Genomic DNA, 18,693 nt, shown 5'->3' with positions numbered 1-18,693 from the left:
AGACTTGTTTATGAAAATTAACATGTTCATTGACGGGAAGTGGGTAGAAGCGTTATCCGGTGCTAGACGAAACATTATCAATCCTGCAACCGGAGAGGTGATCGCAACGTCTGCTGATGGATCAGCAGACGATGCAAAGATTGCAATCAAGGCGGCTCGTAAAGCGTTTGACAGCGGGATCTGGTCGAATTTATCAGCTGAAGAAAGAGCTGACTATCTCTATATGATTGCAGACCGTCTTGAAGAGAAGGCAGCTGAAATTGCACGCTTGGAAACTGCAAATAACGGTAAGGTTATTCGCGCAACCACTTATGCGGATATTCCGGTATCGATTCAATGCTTCCGATATTATGCTGACTTGATCAAAGGCATGAAAAAGGAATCTTACACTCGTGCTGATTCTTCGGAAACAATTATTATTCATGAACCGATTGGTGTTTGTGGACTTATTGTACCTTGGAACTTCCCGCTTATGTTAGCTGTTTGGCAAATTGCTCCTGCACTCGCCGCAGGGAATACAATTGTACTTAAGCCTGCTGAGGTCACTCCTGTAAGCGTATTCAAATTATTTGAAATTATCGAAGAGATTGGACTTCCGGCTGGAGTGGCAAACTTGGTATTGGGACCTGGATCAAAAGTTGGGAATGAGCTTGCCGAGAGCCATGATGTTGACAAGGTTGCCTTTACCGGCGGAACAAAAACAGGCCAAAGCATTATGCGCGCAGCTGCGGGCAATATGAAAAAAATCACACTTGAACTGGGTGGTAAATCTCCACTTATTGTGTTCGACGATGTGGATTTTGAAACTGCAGTCGAGAATGCGATGTTTGGTATTTTCCACAATGCTGGGCAAGTTTGTTCAGCTGCATCTCGTTTGCTTGTACAGGAGTCCATTTACGATAAGTTTGTTGAAAGATTGGCCGAGCGTGCAAGCAAAATTGTAGTTGGCAACGGGGAAAGCGAAAACATTGAAATGGGAGCCCTCACAAACGAGCCTCATATGAATGAAGTTTTACATTACATCAAGAGCGGAATCGAAGAGGGTGCAAAATTAGTTTGTGGTGGTAAGCGCTTAACAGAAAATGGGCTTGATCGAGGATTTTTTATTGCGCCAACGATCTTTGCTGACGTAAATGCGAATATGCGTATTGTTAAGGAAGAGATCTTTGGTCCAGTCCTTGTTGTACAGAAATTTAAAAATGAGGAAGATGCCATCCAAAAAGCGAATGATTCCATTTATGGATTAGCCGGTGCTGTATTTACTGAAGATATGGATCGAGCAAAACGTGTCATTAGTAAATTGCGTGCGGGAATTACTTGGATTAATAGTTATCATCTCGCTTATGTTGAAGGTCCTTGGGGAGGATATAAGCAAAGTGGAATCGGCCGAGCGCTAGGTGCTGCTGGGCTGGAGCACTTTATGGAAACGAAGCAAATCAATATCCACCAGCATGCCAAGCCTGTAGGTTGGTATGCGAATTAATTGAGCTTAACTTACATCAATTATTTATAGGGGGACATGCTCATGGAAATAGCAGACAACCGTCCGTCATCGAAGAAAGAGCAAGTAGAAGTAATGAATAAGCCAGCGTATGATTCAGTGCTGGGAACCAAAAGTATTCCGTTACTATATTTACGATTTGCTTTGGCAGGAATTATGGCTAACGCGATTCTAGGAGTTGCAGCGGTTGTCGATGGCTATTTCGTCAGTGGCTTTCAGGAGCTGGAAGTCGAAGGGATTGGAATTGGATTTACGGTCATGGTTATTACCCGTATGCTTGGCGTTCTTTTGGGTGTGGGAGCCGGAGCGGTCATTTCACTTCGACTTGGTAAAGGGAAAATCGAAGAAGCTAGAGGTATTATGGGACAAACATTATGGTTTACTCTTTTCTTCTCCATTTTGCTAGCTGTAATTGGAGTGGTCTTTGAAAATCAAATTATGACCTTATTCGGAGCAAGTGATGAAGCGCTTCCATATGCGGTGCAATATAGCCGACTGCTCTGGATTTCATTGCCATTAACGATATTGGCCGTTGTATTAAGTGTTTTAACAAATATCGATGAAAAACCTGTATTATCAATGAACAGTTGGTTAGTCGCAGCAGTTGTTGGTGGGATTACAGAATGGATTATGGTAACGAAGTATGACATGGGGATGATGGGTTCCTCATGGGCCAATACGATTTCGCAATCGATTCCTGTTTTCCTGATCTGTTATTTCTGGTTTGGTAAAACAAAACTTAAGCCAAAAATGAAAGATATGATGATTAATCTCAAGACGATCGGTGAAGTGGCTTGGACGGGCTTTGCATCTTTCTCGAGTCTGTTCATGATGTTTTTTGCCATTATTTTCTTCAACAACATGCTGCAAAGCTACGGTGGTGGGCTGCACGTTGCCGCTTTCACTATTCAAAACGGTTACATTACAAATATGCTCGCCTTAGCAGCGCTCGGTGGGATGACAGGACTTCAACCGATCATTAGTTATAATTACGGTGCAGGCAACCTTGATCGTGTTAAACAAGCAATTAAGATGGGACTCATTTTTACGGTTGCCTTCTTTGTGATTGTGACAGCTATACTAATCATTTTTGCAGATCCAATTGTGTCATTTTTTTCCGTTGGTAATCCTGAATTGCAGAAACTGGGCATTTGGACGACAGTTGTATTCAATTCTTTGTTTACGCTTAATGCAGTCAGCTTGCTTATCTCCGGTTATTTCGAAGCACAAGAGAGAAACTGGTCCGCAACGTTTATTAGTGTTAGCAAAATGCTGTTGTTCATGTTCCCGTTTCTATTTATTTTCCCGAAATTCTGGGGTGTAGAAGGTATATGGTACGCAGCTCCTGCTGCAGAAATTCCAGGCCTTCTCATTGCCATATACTTTATGAAAAAAGAGTTCAAACGTTTAAATGATACAAATGTTAAGACAGTACGTTTATAAAACCTATTCCTTCAAAATTACCTATAAGAAAGAGAGAGGATCATCATGTTTTTTGCGAAAAAACTTACAGCAGAAGAAGCACAACAACTAGGTGTTGACACGTGGGAACCATGGGTAGGTGAACCGGATAAAGGAACGTGGCATTTAGAAGAACAGGAAGTTTTCTTTGTGACAGACGGTGAAGTGTTTATTACTGTTGATGGAGAAAAGTATCATATTACAAAGGACTGGGTCGTTTCCTTGGCTAAGGACCTTGTCTGTGAATGGGATTGTCCAGTATTTTTGAAAAAGAATTATAAAATGAACCATGAGATCAATCTGAAATAATGTGAAATGGGGAGTGGGTAAATGCTAAGCAGATGACTGCTCCTGTTGTCAATATTTATACTAGATGTTGACGAAATGTAGTGAAATTTAAGTGAATAAATTTACATACCGTCTGATGAATGCGCTTTCTTTTAAAGGTGCAATAAATACATAGGACGGTTATCTAAAAATAGGAGGTTTACCATGGCAGTAACGAAAAATGTACAAACGTTGAAAAATTATATTGGCGGACAATGGATAGAATCCACAAGTAAACAAGTTGAAGATGTACCAAATCCAGCAACAGGAGAGATCATTGCTCGTGTACCGCTTTCGACTAGAAAAGATTTAGATAGAGCTGTTACAACTGCTAATGAAGCATTCAAAACATGGAGGAAGGTCGCTGTACCTCGACGTGCTCGTATTCTATTTCGCTATCAACAATTATTAGTTGAAAACTGGGATGAGTTAGCTAAACTCGTTACGCTAGAAAACGGAAAAAGTTATGAAGAAGCTTACGGTGAAGTGTTACGCGGGATTGAATGCGTTGAATTTGCCGCAGGTGCACCAACTTTAATGATGGGTCAGCAACTTCCGGATATTGCTACTGGTGTTGAATCGGGGATGTATCGTTACCCGATCGGAGTAATCGGAGGAATAACGCCATTTAACTTTCCGATGATGGTTCCATGCTGGATGTTTCCACTCGCGATTGCATGCGGAAACACGTTTGTATTAAAACCATCTGAAAGAACACCGTTACTGGTTAATCGCTTAGCTGAACTGTTTAAAGAAGCAGGTCTTCCAGATGGAGTACTAAATGTTGTGCATGGTGCACATGACGTTGTTAATGGCATTCTTGACAATAAGGATGTGAAGGCTGTATCTTTCGTTGGTTCTCAACCTGTGGCTGAGTATATATATAAAACAGCAGCAGCTAACGGCAAACGTGTACAAGCTCTTGCAGGGGCAAAAAATCATTCGATCGTATTAAAAGATGCGGACCTTAGTTCTGCAGCGAAAGAAATTACAAATGCTGCCTTCGGTTCAGCCGGTGAACGATGCATGGCGGCGGCTGTTGTTGTCGTGGAAGAAGACGTTGCAGATGAGCTCGTTAATAGACTGCTTCAAGCGGCTAATGTTATTACTATTGGCAATGGCCTGGAAGAAGGTGCTTTCCTTGGTCCCGTTATTCGTGAAGGACATAAAGAGCGGACACTCGGCTACATTCAATCCGGTGTAGAGCAGGGAGCGACACTTATTCGTGACGGACGTGAAGACGATGCAGCAAACGGCCAAGGTTATTTTGTTGGCCCAACGATTTTTGACAATGTGACACAGGAAATGAAAATCTGGCAGGATGAAATCTTCGCACCGGTTCTTTCTGCTGTACGCGTAAAAGACTTGACGGAAGCGATAAAAGTTGCTAATGCATCGCCATTCGCAAATGGTGCATGCCTGTACACTAATAGTGCTAAAGCCATTCGTGAATTCCGTGAAGAAATTGATGCAGGTATGCTTGGGGTCAATCTTGGAGTTCCTGCACCAATGGCATTCTTCCCATTCTCAGGTTATAAGAAATCCTTCTATGGCGATCTCCATGCAAATGGAAAAGATGGCGTAGAATTCTATACTCGCAAGAAAATGCTTACCGCTCGTTATTAAAAGAGTGATGTAAAATCATAAAAGGATAGAATGGAGTTGGTGATTGTGCAAGCGACAGAACAAACACAAAATTTGCAAAAAGTAGATGAAAAGTACCTTTGGCATGCAATGAGAGGAGCAGCTCCTAGTCCAACGAATTTAATTATCACAAAAGCAGAAGGGGCATGGGTGACGGATATTGATGGAAATCGTTATTTAGACGGTATGTCCGGTCTTTGGTGTGTGAATGTTGGGTATGGCCGCAAAGAGCTTGCGAGAGCGGCTTTTGAACAGCTTGAAGAAATGCCGTACTTTCCTCTGACACAAAGCCATGTTCCTGCTATTAAGTTAGCAGAAAAATTGAATGAATGGCTTGGTGGTGATTACGTCATTTTCTTTTCTAACAGCGGGTCGGAAGCGAATGAAACGGCGTTTAAAATTGCTCGTCAATATCATCAGCAAAAAGGGGATCATGGACGCTATAAGTTTATTTCACGCTATCGCGCTTACCATGGTAATTCAATGGGGGCTCTTGCAGCAACAGGTCAAGCACAACGAAAGTACAAATATGAACCATTGGGGCAAGGATTTCTGCATGTAACACCGCCTGATACGTATCGCAATCCAGATGATGTTCATACACTGGCAAGTGCTGATGAAATCGATCGTGTCATGACATGGGAGTTAAGCCAAACAGTAGCCGGCGTGATTATGGAGCCGATTATTACCGGGGGCGGAATTTTAATGCCTCCTGATGGATATATGGCAAAAGTAAAAGAAATTTGCAAGAAGCACGGTGCGTTGCTCATTTGTGATGAAGTTATATGTGGATTTGGCCGGACAGGGAAGCCGTTTGGATTTATGAACTATGGCGTCAAACCAGATATCATTACAATGGCAAAAGGTATTACAAGTGCGTATCTTCCTTTGTCAGCAACAGCAGTCAGACGAGAGATTTATGAGGCATACATAGGCAGTGAAGATTATGATCGCTTCCGCCATGTGAATACGTTCGGAGGAAATCCTGCTGCTTGCGCCCTGGCTTTGAAGAATTTGGAAATTATGGAGAATGAGAAACTTATTGAACGTTCCAAAGAATTGGGTGAACGACTGTTATATGAACTAGAGGATGTAAAAGAGCATCCAAACGTAGGAGATGTTCGTGGAAAAGGCCTTCTTTTAGGTATTGAACTAGTGGAAGATAAGCAAACAAAAGAACCGGCTGCCATTGAAAAGGTGAACAAAGTCATCAATGCTTGTAAAGAAAAAGGTTTAATTATTGGTAAAAATGGTGACACTGTTGCAGGTTACAATAATATTTTGCAGCTTTCTCCTCCATTAAGCATCACAGAAGAAGACTTTACTTTTATTGTTAAAACAATAAAAGAATGTTTATCTCAACTTTAACTAATTATTGATAAATCTTGTTAAAAAGCGAAATAGCATGCTGAGAGATATAGCTTTAAATACTGAACTGATCACTCTAAAAGAGTAATTACGAAAGGGATGAGTTTATGAAAGCTGATGTTGTATTGATAAATGGAGAAGTTATTACAGTAGACCAAAAGAATACAGTAGTCGAAGCTGTAGCAATAAAAGATAATCGTATCGCAGTTGTTGGTTCAAATCAGGAGGTTAAGAGTTTTATAGGAGAAAAAACGGATGTAATTGACCTGCGAGGAAAAACGCTTCTTCCTGGATTCATTGATTCTCATATTCACCTCATTTTTTATGGGGTGAATCAGTTGGCGGTAAGTTGTAAAGCTGAACATATCGATTCTATCGAGGCTTTGTTAGATGACCTGAAAAAGAAAGCCTTAGAAACTCCTAAAGGTGAATGGATACGTGCTTGGGGCTTTAATGAAACCACTGTGAAGGAAAAGCGCTATCCAACAATCGCTGAGCTGGATGAAATTTCAGTTGAACACCCCATTATTGTATCCCGTACTTGCAACCATATAAGCGTGGTGAACAGCAAAGCATTAGAAATTTCGCAAATTAACGAGAACACACCGGATCCTAATGGGGGAGTTATTGAAAAGAATCAGACAGGAAGGCTTACAGGAAAGTTAATTGAAGCAGCAAATATGGGTATGAACGAGGTTGCAAGTTATACAGAAAGTGAACTGATGAAGGCTGTGAAAATTGCATCAGATCATTTCGTTGCAGCGGGCATTACAAGTATACATGAGGCAGGTGGAAATGGTCCTGAGAGTTACCGTTTACTTCAACAAGCTGTGAAGAGTAAGGATATTCGTGTCCGAATATATGCAATGATATGTCAGGTAAATAACTCCCATGAATTTGTTAATAAAATGGTCGAAGCTGGTGTGCTAACTGGTACCGGAGATGAGAGATTCAAAGTTGGACCAGTTAAATTGTTTACAGATGGAAGTAGCACCGGGCCTACAATTGCAACCCGTGAGTCGTACACCAGTGACTCTAACAATTATGGCATTCTTTATTATAGTGAGGAAGAAATCTACCAGGTTTTAGGTGAAGCACATAAAAAAGGCTATCAAATCACTGTACATGCACAAGGTGATAAAGCCATTGAAATGTATTTAAATTGTGTAGAAAAGGCGTTGGAGGAATCACCAAGAAAAAACCATCGTCATCGGATTGAGCACGCGGGAATTTCTTCACCAGATTTACAAGAGAGAATGAAAAAACTCGAGATGGTTCCTATTCCAAATCCCCCATTTCCATATGAATTCGGAGAGATATATGTCCAACACTATGGTGATCGTGTTAATCACATGTACGCTGTTCGTGATTTTATTGATCGTGGCATCATGGCAGCAGGTGGATCGGACGCGCCAGTTACTGACTATAATCCTTTATTAGGAATTCATGTTGCTGTCAATAGAAAAAGCCAGTCTGGAATGGAGTTTGGTGCTGATCAATCTATAAGCGTAATGGAAGCTATTAAACTATACACCTGGAATGGCGCTTATGCGAGTTTTGAAGAAGAGATAAAAGGTAGCATAGAGGTCGGAAAGTTGGCGGATCTAGTTATATTAAATGACAGCATTTTAAGTGTCAACCCAAACCAAATTAAAGATTTAATAGTAGAAACAACTATTATTGATGGTGAAATTATCTATCAAGAAGAACAATCAGTGAAAATTTAATATATCATAGTTTGCATAAAAATGAAAAAAGGATGGTGTATTTATGAATGCAAATCTAGTATTTATCAATGGTGAAGTTATTACATCAGACAGACAAAACTCAATAGTAGAATCTGTAGCAATAAAGGATAATCGAATAATTGGGGTCGGTTCAAATTTAGAAATGAAGGAATTCATTGGGGAGAAGACTGAAGTTATTGACTTAGCAGGCAAATCCCTTCTTCCTGGATTTATTGATTCTCACACACACCTGGTTTTATATGGGGTTTTTCAGTTGAATATCAGTTGTAAAGAAAGTCACATTGACTCTGTTGCAGCTTTGCTGAATGAGCTTAAGAAAAAATCGTTGGAAACCCCGAAAGGTGAATGGATAAGAGCATGGGGGTTTAATGAAACCACAGTAAAGGAAAAGCGGTATCCAACGATTGCTGAGCTAGATGCCATTTCAACTGATCATCCAATCATCATTACTCGTACATGTGGACATATCTGTATCGTAAACACAGCAGCTTTGGAGAAGGCTGGATTTGACGAAAAGACACCGAATCCTCAAGGTGGAGTAATTGAAAAAAATGAGAAGGGGGAACTTACAGGTAAATTATTTGAAGCTGCAAATATGAAGATGAATGATGTAGCGAGCTATACAGATGATGAACTTATGAAAGCTGTTAAAATCGCGTCGGATCATTTCATTTCAGGGGGTATCACGAGTATTCATGAAGCAGGTACTTTTGATTCTAATTGTTATCGTTTGTTACAAACATCTATAAAAAACAAAGAGATCCGTGTTCGGGTATATGCAATAATTGGTACCATAAATGAATCCGATAAATTTGTAAATAAAATGATGAATGCAGGGATAGTAACCGGTACAGGGGATGAGAAATTTAGAGTCGGGCCGGCTAAAATATTTTTAGATGGAAGTAGCTCTGGCCCAACGATTGCAACTCGAAAACCCTACTCCAGCGATCCTAACAATTCCGGGATTCTTTATTATAGTGAGGAAGAAATATACAAAGTTCTAGGTGAAGCACATAAAAAAGGCTATCAAATTACCGTACACGCTCAAGGTGATAAAGCCATTGAAATGTATTTAAATTGCGTAGAAAGAGCGTTAAAAGAAGCTCCAAGGAAAAATCACCGTCATCGAATCGAGCATGCAGGGATTTCAACCCCAGATTTACAAGAAAGAATGAAAAAACTTGAAGTCATCCCTATTCCAAATCCACCATTTCCATATGAATATGGCGAGATATATGTTCACAATTATGGCGAACGTGTTAATTATATGTACGCTGCTCGTGATTATATAGATAAAGATATTGTTGCAGCGGGTAGTTCAGATGCACCGGTTACTGATTATAACCCTTTATTAGGAATTCATACTGCAGTTAATAGAAAAAGCCAATTTGGAGCCGAAATTGGCACTAATCAATCCATTAGTGTACTAGAAGCTATTAAACTTTACACATGGAATGGCGCTTATGCAAGTTTTGAAGAAGATATAAAAGGCAGCCTAGAGGTAGGGAAATTAGCTGATTTAGTTATATTAAATGACAGTATTTTAAAAGCTGAACCAGACCGTATTAAGGATTTGAAAGTGGAGACAACGATTATTGATGGAGAAATTATCTATCAAAAGGAGAATGATGTAATAATGAAAAATTAGATCTAAGCAAAAGGATTTGTTAATAAAAGGAGTTTCATTACAATTCTATTAATTTCACATAATTCTATTAACAAATCCTTTTATGATATTTGCTCTTAATCCATAAAAATTCAAACTATGAAATAGGAGGTCGAGCATATTTTGAAATATATTAAACTCTTACTCTTAATCCCTTTTATAGGGTTTGTAGGATTCTTGCCATTTGCAAATAAAATTGAGCCTTACGTGTTAGGAATGCCTTTTCTTTTATTTTGGATTGTATTTTGGATGGTACTTTCCTCGATTATTTTAACCATTGTTTATAAGCTTGATCCTGATAATCAAGGGAGTGAGACAGAATGAATATATCATTATTTATTATTTTCATTTTCTTAATCGTAGCTCTTTATATAGGGATAGCAGCAAAAAGAGGAAAAGAAATGAATTTGCAGCAATTTTCAGTTGGTGGCAGAGGTTTTGGAACCTTGTTCTTATTTCTATTAATAGCTGGAGAGGTTTATACGACTTTTACTTTTCTAGGCGCAAGTGGTTGGGCGTATTCCAAAGGTGCTGCTGCATATTATGTGCCAACGTATATATTTCTAGCATATATCATATCTTATTGGATTGCACCTAAAATTTGGAGATACGGTAAAGAACATGGAATTCTTTCACAACCTGACTATTTTGCATCTAAATACGATAGTCGTGCAATGGGGATTATAGTAGCTATTGTGGGAAGTTTATCGATTGTACCATATATTTGTATACAAATGAAAGGGTTAGGGATCATTGTTTCAGAAGCTTCTTACGGAGCTATTTCACCTGTAGTTGCAAGTGTTATAGGTGCAATAGTTATTACAACATATGTAATATTCTCTGGTATTCATGGCTCAGCTTGGACAGCTGTGCTTAAGGATATTATGATTTTGGGAGTAGTTATTTTTTTAGGTATATACATCCCTATCCACTATTTTGGCGGAATTCAGCAAATGTTTAAGTCTGTTCAGGATGTTAAACCTGAATTGTTAACGTTAGCCAATCAGGGACTAAGTATACCGTGGTTTATCTCTACTATTCTTTTAAATGCAATATCTTTTTATTTATTACCGACTTCTTTCTCAGTGGTTTTCTCAGCAAATGGTGAAAAATCACTTCGCAAAAATGCAATTACCCTACCTTTATACACTATATTATTACTGTTTGTTTTTTTTATTGGCTTTTCAGCTATCGTAAAAATCCCTGGTTTACAAGGAGCTGATGGAGATCTTTCTCTTTTAAGATTATCTATTCAAACATTTGATCCTTGGGTCATTGGAATAGTTGGAGCAGCTGGTTTACTAACAGCTTTAGTACCAGCATCTGTTATGTTATTGTCTGCATCTGTTGGCTTAACAAAAGGGGTTTACAATGTTATTTTTCCAAAAGCTACCGAAAAACAACAATTAGTAGCCTCAAAAATATTCATCATTATCCTTTCTTTGACTGCTTTAATTTTCACCGTATCTGGCGGGGCAGCACTTGCACTGTTAAACATCATGTCATACAGTCTTATCGCACAATTGGCACCTGCATTATTCCTTAGCTTTTCCCCCAAAAATTATATTAATAAATATGGCGCAATGACAGGAATTATTACAGGAGTGCTCATTGTATTGTATGCTACGATTTTTAATATAAAAATCGCAACCTTTTTTCCAACAGTCCCACACACTATTAACGACATTAGTACAGGAGCAATAGCATTATTTATAAATATTGTAATAACCATTATTGTAAGTTTAGCTTCAAAAAATATACCGATTAAAAAGGGGTCCCACCAACAAAACGCAGAAAGTATACGTTATTAAGATCAAAAATTAAAAAACTTTTAAAAATGAAGGGCGGTACATATTGAACATGACTAATATGTACCGCCCTTTATCGGCATATCCGGAGATCCAAAAGGATGTAAGTCATTAGGGTTTTTACTGACCAAAATTACCGAAGTGTTGATAAAGGAACAAATGATAAAAAGCGTTAGCAATTCCTTAGATGAATTGCGTTCTTCTATTGTTAGCATGCTCATTTTTGAAAATGAAAAAGGGGATGCCTTCATGAATGAATACTTGCAGCAACTTTCATATGAATTAGAAGACAGAGCATTTGTGCTATTATTCATTTTCAAGTTCTTCTATTTTACAAAAAGAGCATTGTTCCATGCTATTTTCCTCTCTTACTTCGTTATAATAGTCTACTGTGTATCTTATTTACCATTTAATTTTACATTAAATGTACTTTTTGTGATAAAAAATGAGTTTTAAATTTAATATGGTCAACGGATTAACATTCAAATTAACAACAGTTTTATACTAAGTCTGCTGTCTATCAGACTGTTGCCAATTTGTTTTGTAATTAAGGTGTCGTTTTGACTACCAAAGCTGAATAAACATTGTTATACCACCAAAAATAAAGCAACAAATTTATATATTAAATCGGTGCTAATACTTATGCGAATTCTCTTTTTGTACTCGAAAACTGAACCGTTAAACACAAGCGGTCTCTTTTATTTGTACAAAATCAATATTAATGATTTACAATGCTTAAACAACAATAAATAGTATAAGTTAAAAGGGGACCATCATAATAGGTCCCCTTAGATAATAAATTAAGGCAAAAACGTTTTGTATTGTTCCATTAAATCACCAGCATAAAAGCTTGTTAACATTAAGAAAATTGCGAGTCCAATATATAATGAGAACCAGATGATTTTTGTTTTTAGACTCGATGAGTAATAGGATTGTTCTTTATCCCTGATTTCTGTTTGTTCTTGCACTTCTTTAAAGAAAGTTGCAACCGTTCGTTCATACGTGCCTATATTTTCAAAATCGGTCGGCCCGTACTGATATTCATTCGAAGTAGCAGCATCAACTAATGACTTATATATATTTTCTTTTAACTCGTTCAGTTGTCTTTCTTTTAGCTTATTATCTTCTAGGAGTGGGATATGCCAAGTCTTCGTTTTGTTTAGCTTCTGACTTAGTTGATTTAATTCCACATTCCAAATATTAAACAGGCGAATTTTTTCTTCTTCTGTCGCACCTGCATATTCCTCTAGCTGCTCTAAACCAAATTGATTGAATTCAATCACGCTATCTCTTTGATTTCTAGTTATCTCGCTGCGGAATTCTTTCCACCATTTTGTAATACCTAATAACAAGAAAAGAATTAAAAATGGATTTGGATGGAAGAACATATATACGACCATTCCGATAATCCCTAATACCCAAATCTTAGTAGAGATGACTCCTACTATACGTCCTCCATCTAGAGGATGTACAGGCATTAGATTAAATAGATTAATCATTGCCCCCAGTGTAATAACCAATAGCCAAAACGGATTTTCGGTCATCATAAATAGGGGAATGGCTGGTAGAAAAGCTAATGTACCTAATAAAGGACCTCCGAAGGCAAGATAAGCTTCTTGATTTGCGTTCTTTGGTTCTTCTTTGAGGGAAATTAAAGCTCCAACAAACGGTATGAAAATAGCATTAGATGTTTTGATTCCTTTTCTCTTAGCAGCAAGTAAATGACCCATTTCATGGATGTAAATTAAATAGATAAGAGCTACAGCGAATTTCCAACCGTAAACCAGGGCATAGGCTCCTAATGAGATAAAAATAGAAATCAACGAACCTACTTTTGCTATTTTTAATAATGCAAACAACCATTTCATTTTCCCAAGAAAAAATAAACCGATTGCCCCAAGACTTAACCAACCTTTATTCGATTTAGTTTGTTTCAAATATGTACCTCCTAGAGATAATGGGAATTCAGATAATCCTAGTTATTCAACTAAGTATTTCTATCTGATGTCCTGATTGATTTTACTTCAACTTGCTAATATCCTTATTATATCGTAATCGTTGAAATTCTTGCGTAACTTACCATCATTGAAAACAACCCCTTTTTTTCGTAATGTAGCACTTGCAGCGGTGTACGAATATTCATCAGGATGATTTATTAATCAAAAATTATTTCCCGAGCACCCCATGTGTTGCCACATACACTCTGGACATGTAGAAGTCGTGACGGATTTGGAATTGAAGCTGTCTAATTAAAAAACGCTCTTGTTAGTTTAAATAAACATTTGCCAGTCCGACCCTGATTTCGTTAAAAAATACTTTTGCGATTTCGGGGTCTTTATCCTTTTAACCCCTTGTCAATCCAGTGTTCTTCCAATTTTATTTTCAGTCTTTTTAGCAAACCTTTATTTTAACTCGAACAGTGGAATGCTGGTTGATGGGGTGGATTTCAGCAGGAGATATTTTGGTTGTAGTACAGAGTTTGTGAAGTTATAATAAATATTTCCGATACAAACCCCGATTTCGTGAAAATAAACATTTTTGATCAGTTTGATAAAAAGTGTTTAAGCATGGTATAAGTGTAAAAGAAGCAGGTACATTTTGCTTTTTTAATTTTGGGATAAGGGGTTGGCCTGGTATCCCATTTTGAGAGGATTTGAATTTTAATATGATAGATAATTTTTGGCGTGATTTACCACGACCTTTTTTTATACTGGCACCAATGGAAGAAGTGACGGATGTTGTTTTTCGACATGTAGTGAGTGAAGCAGCCAGACCTGATGTGTTTTTTACAGAGTTTACAAACACGGAGAGTTATTGTCACCCAGAGGGCATCCATAGTGTGCGTGGGCGTTTGACTTTTACAGAGGATGAACAACCAATTGTAGCCCATATATGGGGGGATAAGCCTGAATACTTTCGGCAAATGAGTATTGGTATGGCGAAACTAGGCTATCGGGGTGTGGATATCAATATGGGCTGTCCTGTACCTAATGTGGCACAGAATGGGAAGGGAAGTGGCCTTATCCGTCGTCCAGAAGTTGCGGCAGAAATAATACAAGCAGCAAAAGCAGGAGGATTGCCCGTAAGTGTAAAGACAAGGATTGGTTACACGGATGTAGACGAATGGCATGACTGGCTAACACACATATTGAAACAAGACATTGTTAATCTTTCCATTCATCTGCGTACAAGAAAGGAAATGAGCAAAGTAGATGCTCATTGGGAACTAATCCCGGAGATTAAGAAACTTCGTGACCAGGTGGCACCAGATACACTCTTGACGATCAATGGGGATATACCTGACCGTCAAACTGGCTTAAAACTCGCTCATCAATACGGTATTGATGGGATTATGATTGGGCGTGGTGTTTTCAATAATCCATTTGCCTTTGAAAAGCAGCCGAAAGATCATAGTAGTAAGGAATTGCTTGATCTCTTAAGGTTGCATCTGGATCTCCATGATAAATATTCAAAATTAGGGCTACGTCCGTTCAAGGCTCTTCATCGCTTTTTTAAGATATATGTCCGTGGGTTTCGAGGGGCAAGTGAATTAAGAAATCAATTAATGAGCACAGAGTCAACAGATGAAGTGCGTGCATTGCTCGATAACTTTGGGTCAAAGAATCTTGATGGAATGGGTGAACAGTAGAAGTGTCCCAATTCAAGGTAAAAGCGAAGTAGGACGTTAAACTGGTGTGACCCCAAAAAGTTAGAGTTTATACAAAGCAGTTAATTGGCTGGTGTGAAGGCGGTATTGAACCGGACTCATTCCCGCCAATTTTTGCTTTATATGTTTGTTATTATAGTCCATCTATATTAGGTTGGACTGTAATTGACAACATAAGGGATGTTGGTGATTTTACAAAAAAACTAACGGAACCAGTATCACCTGATTCTGTTAGCAATATTTCATTTAAGACGCCATTTTAGCTGTGTTTTTAACTTGTAGGCTGATAATTTATCTAAAATATTGAAGAAAATAATGGTCTTCCCCATTTACGTACTTTTAATTTGAAATTCATATAATTCAAGATCGCAATGTTTATTTATACAAATAAATTCTCTTAATTCCATTGTTCTAGAAATTCTGTACCATTTCTGTGCAATCCTTATCAATAATTATCAATTGAGATGAAAGGTAGGGTTTTTTATTTTTACTACACCTCCACTTGCGTTGCAAAAGTACAAATTGACAGGGAAGGGGTCGTGGGTTCGTATCCCTCACAGGTACTATAACTGAGCCTTGGTACCCCTGATGGTATCAAGGTTTTTTCGTTGTAATAGGATATTTAGTTTGAAGTAATACAGGTGAATTGGTGGCGAAAATCTTTAAATTAAAAAAAAGAGGTAGTTGTACTAAGATTCCCAATATTACTTTACTCACATTTTTTCTATTTTATATTTTAATTTTAAACGAGTTATCAAAGTGTTCTGCTGCTTTTTTATCAGTACATTCTAGTCATTAAATCGACTTTTGCAAAGTTTTTTGGACTATCCATATAATTAATAGTTGCCCTTCTGATTAGAGAAGGGCATTTATTTTATTTTTAAGGCTATTTTCGTAAACTTTGTTGTTTTTGATTATGAATATTTTGCCAAATAAGAACAATTGTTCTATGTTAAAAATAAGTAAATTAAATATGGAGGTGTAATTTATGAGTTTTGATACAGTCATTACAGAAAACCATCGTTGTAGTCAAAATGTAAGAGCATTCTTTAAGACAGTTATCCGGAAATTTCATTTTTCCACCTATATTCAAAACTATTTTAAAAACAACGTTGGAAAAACGTATCGTGATGTTGTAGACGCTTGGTATGAAGAAGAAGAGCGAAAGAAAGACCCCTCGAACAATAAAAACATTGCACCTCAATTTAAATACAATCAATTCATTAGTGACTTTTTTGCTGACCCGATAAATCAAGGGAAAAGTCGTGAAGAATCGATTGAAGCCTGGAATGAAATCAAGAAACTTCCTGGAAGCAATAAATATACTCCTTTTAATTAGTTAAGCACAACTCAACATTTCTACTGTTGTGTGATTTGACTTTCGACAGGCAGAAATAAGCATTTGTTTGACACGTTCATCAAAGGCTATTTTTATCTAGTTTGCAATAGTGTGTATCTCTTATATTTACAAACTATTAATAAGCTTTAATAATCTGCATCGGTCTTTTTATGACAAAATCCTTAGTTTTTCTCCAATTTGGACTCATACCACCTATTTTATGTGAAAATTTGGTTATAACCATCTTATTTATTCATATAAACCGTGACTTTTGGTTTATTTTTCATGCGAAGGAATAAAATCACATGGGATTAACAGAGCATTTAAAAAGGTCTGTTAATTTTGAGGGTAGAGTTTGCTATTAGGAATATAGCATTCCTCAAAAAAAATTTGGAGGTAATGTTGATGATATCTAGCAATAGCGGTTTAAACAGACGTAATTTCTTAAAAGTCGGTGGAATGAGTACTTTAGCATTAACACTTGGTTCAACGGGGCTATTTTCTCTTGCGGGAAATACAAAAGGATTTGCAGCGAAATCTAGCAATCCAACAAGCGGATTTGGTGGATATGGCCCACTAGTAAAGGATCCAAATGGAGTTCTTGATCTACCAAGGGGATTTCATTACAAAATGCTTTCACGAACTGGTGATATCATGCCTAATGGTGACCTTGTCCCTTCTGCTCACGATGGAATGGCTGCCTATAAAGGAGAGAAGGGTACAACCATTCTTGTAAGAAACCATGAAAATGGAACAAATTCAGATTACCCTGTAAACGGAAAAAAACCTTGGAGCGCTGGTGCTGCCGGCGGCACAACCACATTAATCGTTGGACAAAATAACAATGTCATTGATCAGTATGTATCAAGTTCAGGTACAATCCGTAACTGTGCGGGTGGAGCTACGACTTGGGGTACTTGGTTAACAATGGAAGAAACTCGTGATATGGGACATGGCTTTGTATTTGAAGTAAATCCGCTTGATCCTGAAAACGAAATGTCAAGAACACCGATCCGTGATATGGGTTATTTCTCCCATGAAGCTGGGCATGTTGACCCTTCAACAGGAATTTGGTATTTAACGGAAGACGCAAGTCCAAGCTTCTTGTACCGTTTTACACCACATGACCGAAGCCAAAAGCTAGGTTCCCTTCAAAAGGGCGGTACCCTTGAAGCAGCAGCGATTGATGAATTACCAGCTGCAGCTGCAAGTCAATTTAGTACTAGACAAAAATTCGGGATCGTTTGGAAAAAATTAAATCCTGAAATCGCACAGCAAGATGCTAAGGATAAAGGCTGTATTCAGTTTAGCCGCTTAGAAGGGGCTTATTTTTCTGAAGGTACTTTATGGTTTGATGATACAAGTGCAGGTTCAGCACGCCTTGGCCGTGTTTATCGCTACACGCCAGCGACAAATATCTTAGAACTATTCTATGAGTCTACTGATAAAAATGATTTAGAAGCACCAGATAACATTACAATCACACCTTGGGGAGATCTTTGGATCGCCGAAGATGGTGGCGGTAATGACCGTATTGTCGGATTAACTCCTGACGGAAAAATTTATACTTTCGCTGAAAATATGATGAATGGTTCTGAATTTGCTGGCCCTACATTTTCTCCAGATGGAAATACTTTCTTTGTAAATATGCAAACACCAGGTATCACCTTTGCGATTTGGGGACCATTTGCACGCAGAAATTCTACCCGTAGACGAGCTATGAACCAGGCTCTACCGCCAGCTAGTCTTGCTCCTGTTGTTTCGGATAAACTTACTGCATTCGCAGAAGAACAAGGCATGTCTTTATTAGAAGCAGCAGCTTTAGAACGTCATGGTATGCCAATTTTATAAGTAATGATCGCATTTTTTAAGTACTAACAAACCATCATTGTATAGGAGGTGAGACGTTTGTTATCTAGCATTGGCATTCCTGGATTAATTCTCATTCTAGTCATTGCGTTAATCATTTTTGGTCCTTCTAAATTACCGGAAATTGGAAGGTCTTTTGGAAACACTTTAAAAGAATTTAAAAAAGCAACAAATGATTTGATCAGCAATGACAAAGAGGAAAGAACTAACTCTGAAGAAAAAAATAAACTAGTAGCGCTTGAAAAATCCGAAAAGACTGGAAACTAAATAACTTGTTTTACAATTTAATAGCGTC

At 37.9% G+C, this 18,693-nt stretch carries 14 protein-coding genes and 1 pseudogene; 13 read left to right on the top strand and 2 right to left on the bottom strand.

Annotated features, from left to right (window positions below; translation table 11 throughout):
* Positions 1-10: 10 nt before the first annotated feature.
* The 9 genes from QUF94_RS16470 to QUF94_RS16430 all read left to right on the top strand — a co-directional run bounded on the left by QUF94_RS16470 (position 11) and on the right by QUF94_RS16430 (position 11,526).
* The gene (locus QUF94_RS16470; protein WP_289316806.1) at positions 11-1,483 is read left to right on the top strand and encodes an aldehyde dehydrogenase family protein; all 1,473 of its coding nucleotides are present in this window, start codon (positions 11-13) and stop codon (positions 1,481-1,483) included.
* Positions 1,484-1,525: 42 nt separating this feature from the next.
* Positions 1,526-2,944, top strand: a complete 1,419-nt coding sequence (locus QUF94_RS16465) for an MATE family efflux transporter (RefSeq protein WP_289316805.1) — start codon at positions 1,526-1,528, stop codon at positions 2,942-2,944.
* 45 nt (positions 2,945-2,989) lie between these two features.
* Complete coding sequence (locus QUF94_RS16460) at positions 2,990-3,271, top strand: cupin domain-containing protein (RefSeq protein WP_289316804.1); 282 nt, start codon at positions 2,990-2,992, stop codon at positions 3,269-3,271.
* Between the two features lie 183 nt (positions 3,272-3,454).
* Entirely contained in the window at positions 3,455-4,915 is a 1,461-nt protein-coding gene (locus QUF94_RS16455; protein ID WP_289316803.1) for a CoA-acylating methylmalonate-semialdehyde dehydrogenase, read from the top strand.
* 45 nt (positions 4,916-4,960) lie between these two features.
* On the top strand, positions 4,961-6,301 hold the full coding sequence (locus tag QUF94_RS16450) for an aspartate aminotransferase family protein (protein ID WP_289316802.1): 1,341 nt from the start codon (positions 4,961-4,963) through the stop codon (positions 6,299-6,301).
* A 107-nt stretch (positions 6,302-6,408) separates the two neighbouring features.
* Entirely contained in the window at positions 6,409-8,028 is a 1,620-nt protein-coding gene (locus QUF94_RS16445) for an amidohydrolase (RefSeq protein ID WP_289316801.1), read from the top strand.
* Between the two features lie 43 nt (positions 8,029-8,071).
* Positions 8,072-9,697, top strand: a complete 1,626-nt coding sequence (locus QUF94_RS16440) for an amidohydrolase (RefSeq protein ID WP_289316800.1) — start codon at positions 8,072-8,074, stop codon at positions 9,695-9,697.
* Between the two features lie 141 nt (positions 9,698-9,838).
* Positions 9,839-10,039 carry a DUF3311 domain-containing protein gene (locus QUF94_RS16435; protein WP_053346183.1) on the top strand — a complete coding sequence of 67 codons (201 nt, stop codon included), beginning with the start codon at positions 9,839-9,841 and terminating at the stop codon, positions 10,037-10,039.
* Positions 10,036-11,526, top strand: coding sequence for a sodium:solute symporter family protein (locus QUF94_RS16430; RefSeq protein ID WP_289316799.1), 1,491 nt, complete (start codon positions 10,036-10,038; stop codon positions 11,524-11,526). Before QUF94_RS16435 ends, QUF94_RS16430 begins: the two co-directional genes overlap by 4 nt.
* Before the next feature lie 53 nt (positions 11,527-11,579).
* Here QUF94_RS16430 and QUF94_RS16425 read toward each other — a convergent pair whose 3' ends face one another.
* On the bottom strand, positions 11,580-11,744 hold the full coding sequence (locus QUF94_RS16425) for a hypothetical protein (RefSeq protein WP_289316798.1): 165 nt from the start codon (positions 11,742-11,744) through the stop codon (positions 11,580-11,582).
* A gap of 579 nt (positions 11,745-12,323) precedes the next feature.
* Positions 12,324-13,460 carry a site-2 protease family protein gene (locus QUF94_RS16420; protein WP_289316797.1) on the bottom strand — a complete coding sequence of 379 codons (1,137 nt, stop codon included), beginning with the start codon at positions 13,458-13,460 and terminating at the stop codon, positions 12,324-12,326.
* A gap of 728 nt (positions 13,461-14,188) precedes the next feature.
* Between QUF94_RS16420 and QUF94_RS16415 the strand changes: the two genes are divergently transcribed.
* The 4 genes and pseudogenes from QUF94_RS16415 to tatA all read left to right on the top strand — a co-directional run bounded on the left by QUF94_RS16415 (position 14,189) and on the right by tatA (position 18,665).
* A complete protein-coding gene (locus QUF94_RS16415; protein ID WP_289316796.1) occupies positions 14,189-15,172 on the top strand; it encodes a tRNA dihydrouridine synthase in 984 nt (327 codons plus the stop codon).
* 1,006 nt (positions 15,173-16,178) lie between these two features.
* Positions 16,179-16,529: pseudogene (locus tag QUF94_RS16410) on the top strand (DUF6434 domain-containing protein); the annotation flags it as partial.
* A 405-nt stretch (positions 16,530-16,934) separates the two neighbouring features.
* Positions 16,935-18,380, top strand: coding sequence for an alkaline phosphatase PhoX (locus tag QUF94_RS16405; RefSeq protein WP_289316795.1), 1,446 nt, complete (start codon positions 16,935-16,937; stop codon positions 18,378-18,380).
* Positions 18,381-18,437: 57 nt separating this feature from the next.
* Positions 18,438-18,665 carry a twin-arginine translocase TatA/TatE family subunit gene (tatA, locus tag QUF94_RS16400; protein ID WP_289316794.1) on the top strand — a complete coding sequence of 76 codons (228 nt, stop codon included), beginning with the start codon at positions 18,438-18,440 and terminating at the stop codon, positions 18,663-18,665.
* Positions 18,666-18,693: the final 28 nt, after the last annotated feature.

The organism is Peribacillus sp. NJ4, assembly GCF_030348345.1.
Classification (GTDB): Bacteria; Bacillota; Bacilli; order Bacillales; family DSM-1321; genus Peribacillus.
This window is presented reverse-complemented; position numbering and strand designations above follow the sequence as displayed.

Bases quoted from the DNA above. Each gene is read 5' to 3' on its own strand.
- QUF94_RS16455 (WP_289316803.1), top strand. From the start codon at position 3,455: ATGGCAGTAACGAAAAATGTACAAACGTTGAAAAATTATATTGGCGGA.
- QUF94_RS16465 (WP_289316805.1), top strand. From the start codon at position 1,526: ATGGAAATAGCAGACAACCGTCCGTCATCGAAGAAAGAGCAAGTAGAA.
- QUF94_RS16415 (WP_289316796.1), top strand. From the start codon at position 14,189: ATGATAGATAATTTTTGGCGTGATTTACCACGACCTTTTTTTATACTG.
- QUF94_RS16430 (WP_289316799.1), top strand. From the start codon at position 10,036: ATGAATATATCATTATTTATTATTTTCATTTTCTTAATCGTAGCTCTT.
- QUF94_RS16445 (WP_289316801.1), top strand. From the start codon at position 6,409: ATGAAAGCTGATGTTGTATTGATAAATGGAGAAGTTATTACAGTAGAC.
- QUF94_RS16460 (WP_289316804.1), top strand. From the start codon at position 2,990: ATGTTTTTTGCGAAAAAACTTACAGCAGAAGAAGCACAACAACTAGGT.
- QUF94_RS16470 (WP_289316806.1), top strand. From the start codon at position 11: ATGAAAATTAACATGTTCATTGACGGGAAGTGGGTAGAAGCGTTATCC.
- QUF94_RS16405 (WP_289316795.1), top strand. From the start codon at position 16,935: ATGATATCTAGCAATAGCGGTTTAAACAGACGTAATTTCTTAAAAGTC.
- QUF94_RS16425 (WP_289316798.1), bottom strand. From the start codon at position 11,744: ATGAGCATGCTAACAATAGAAGAACGCAATTCATCTAAGGAATTGCTA.
- QUF94_RS16440 (WP_289316800.1), top strand. From the start codon at position 8,072: ATGAATGCAAATCTAGTATTTATCAATGGTGAAGTTATTACATCAGAC.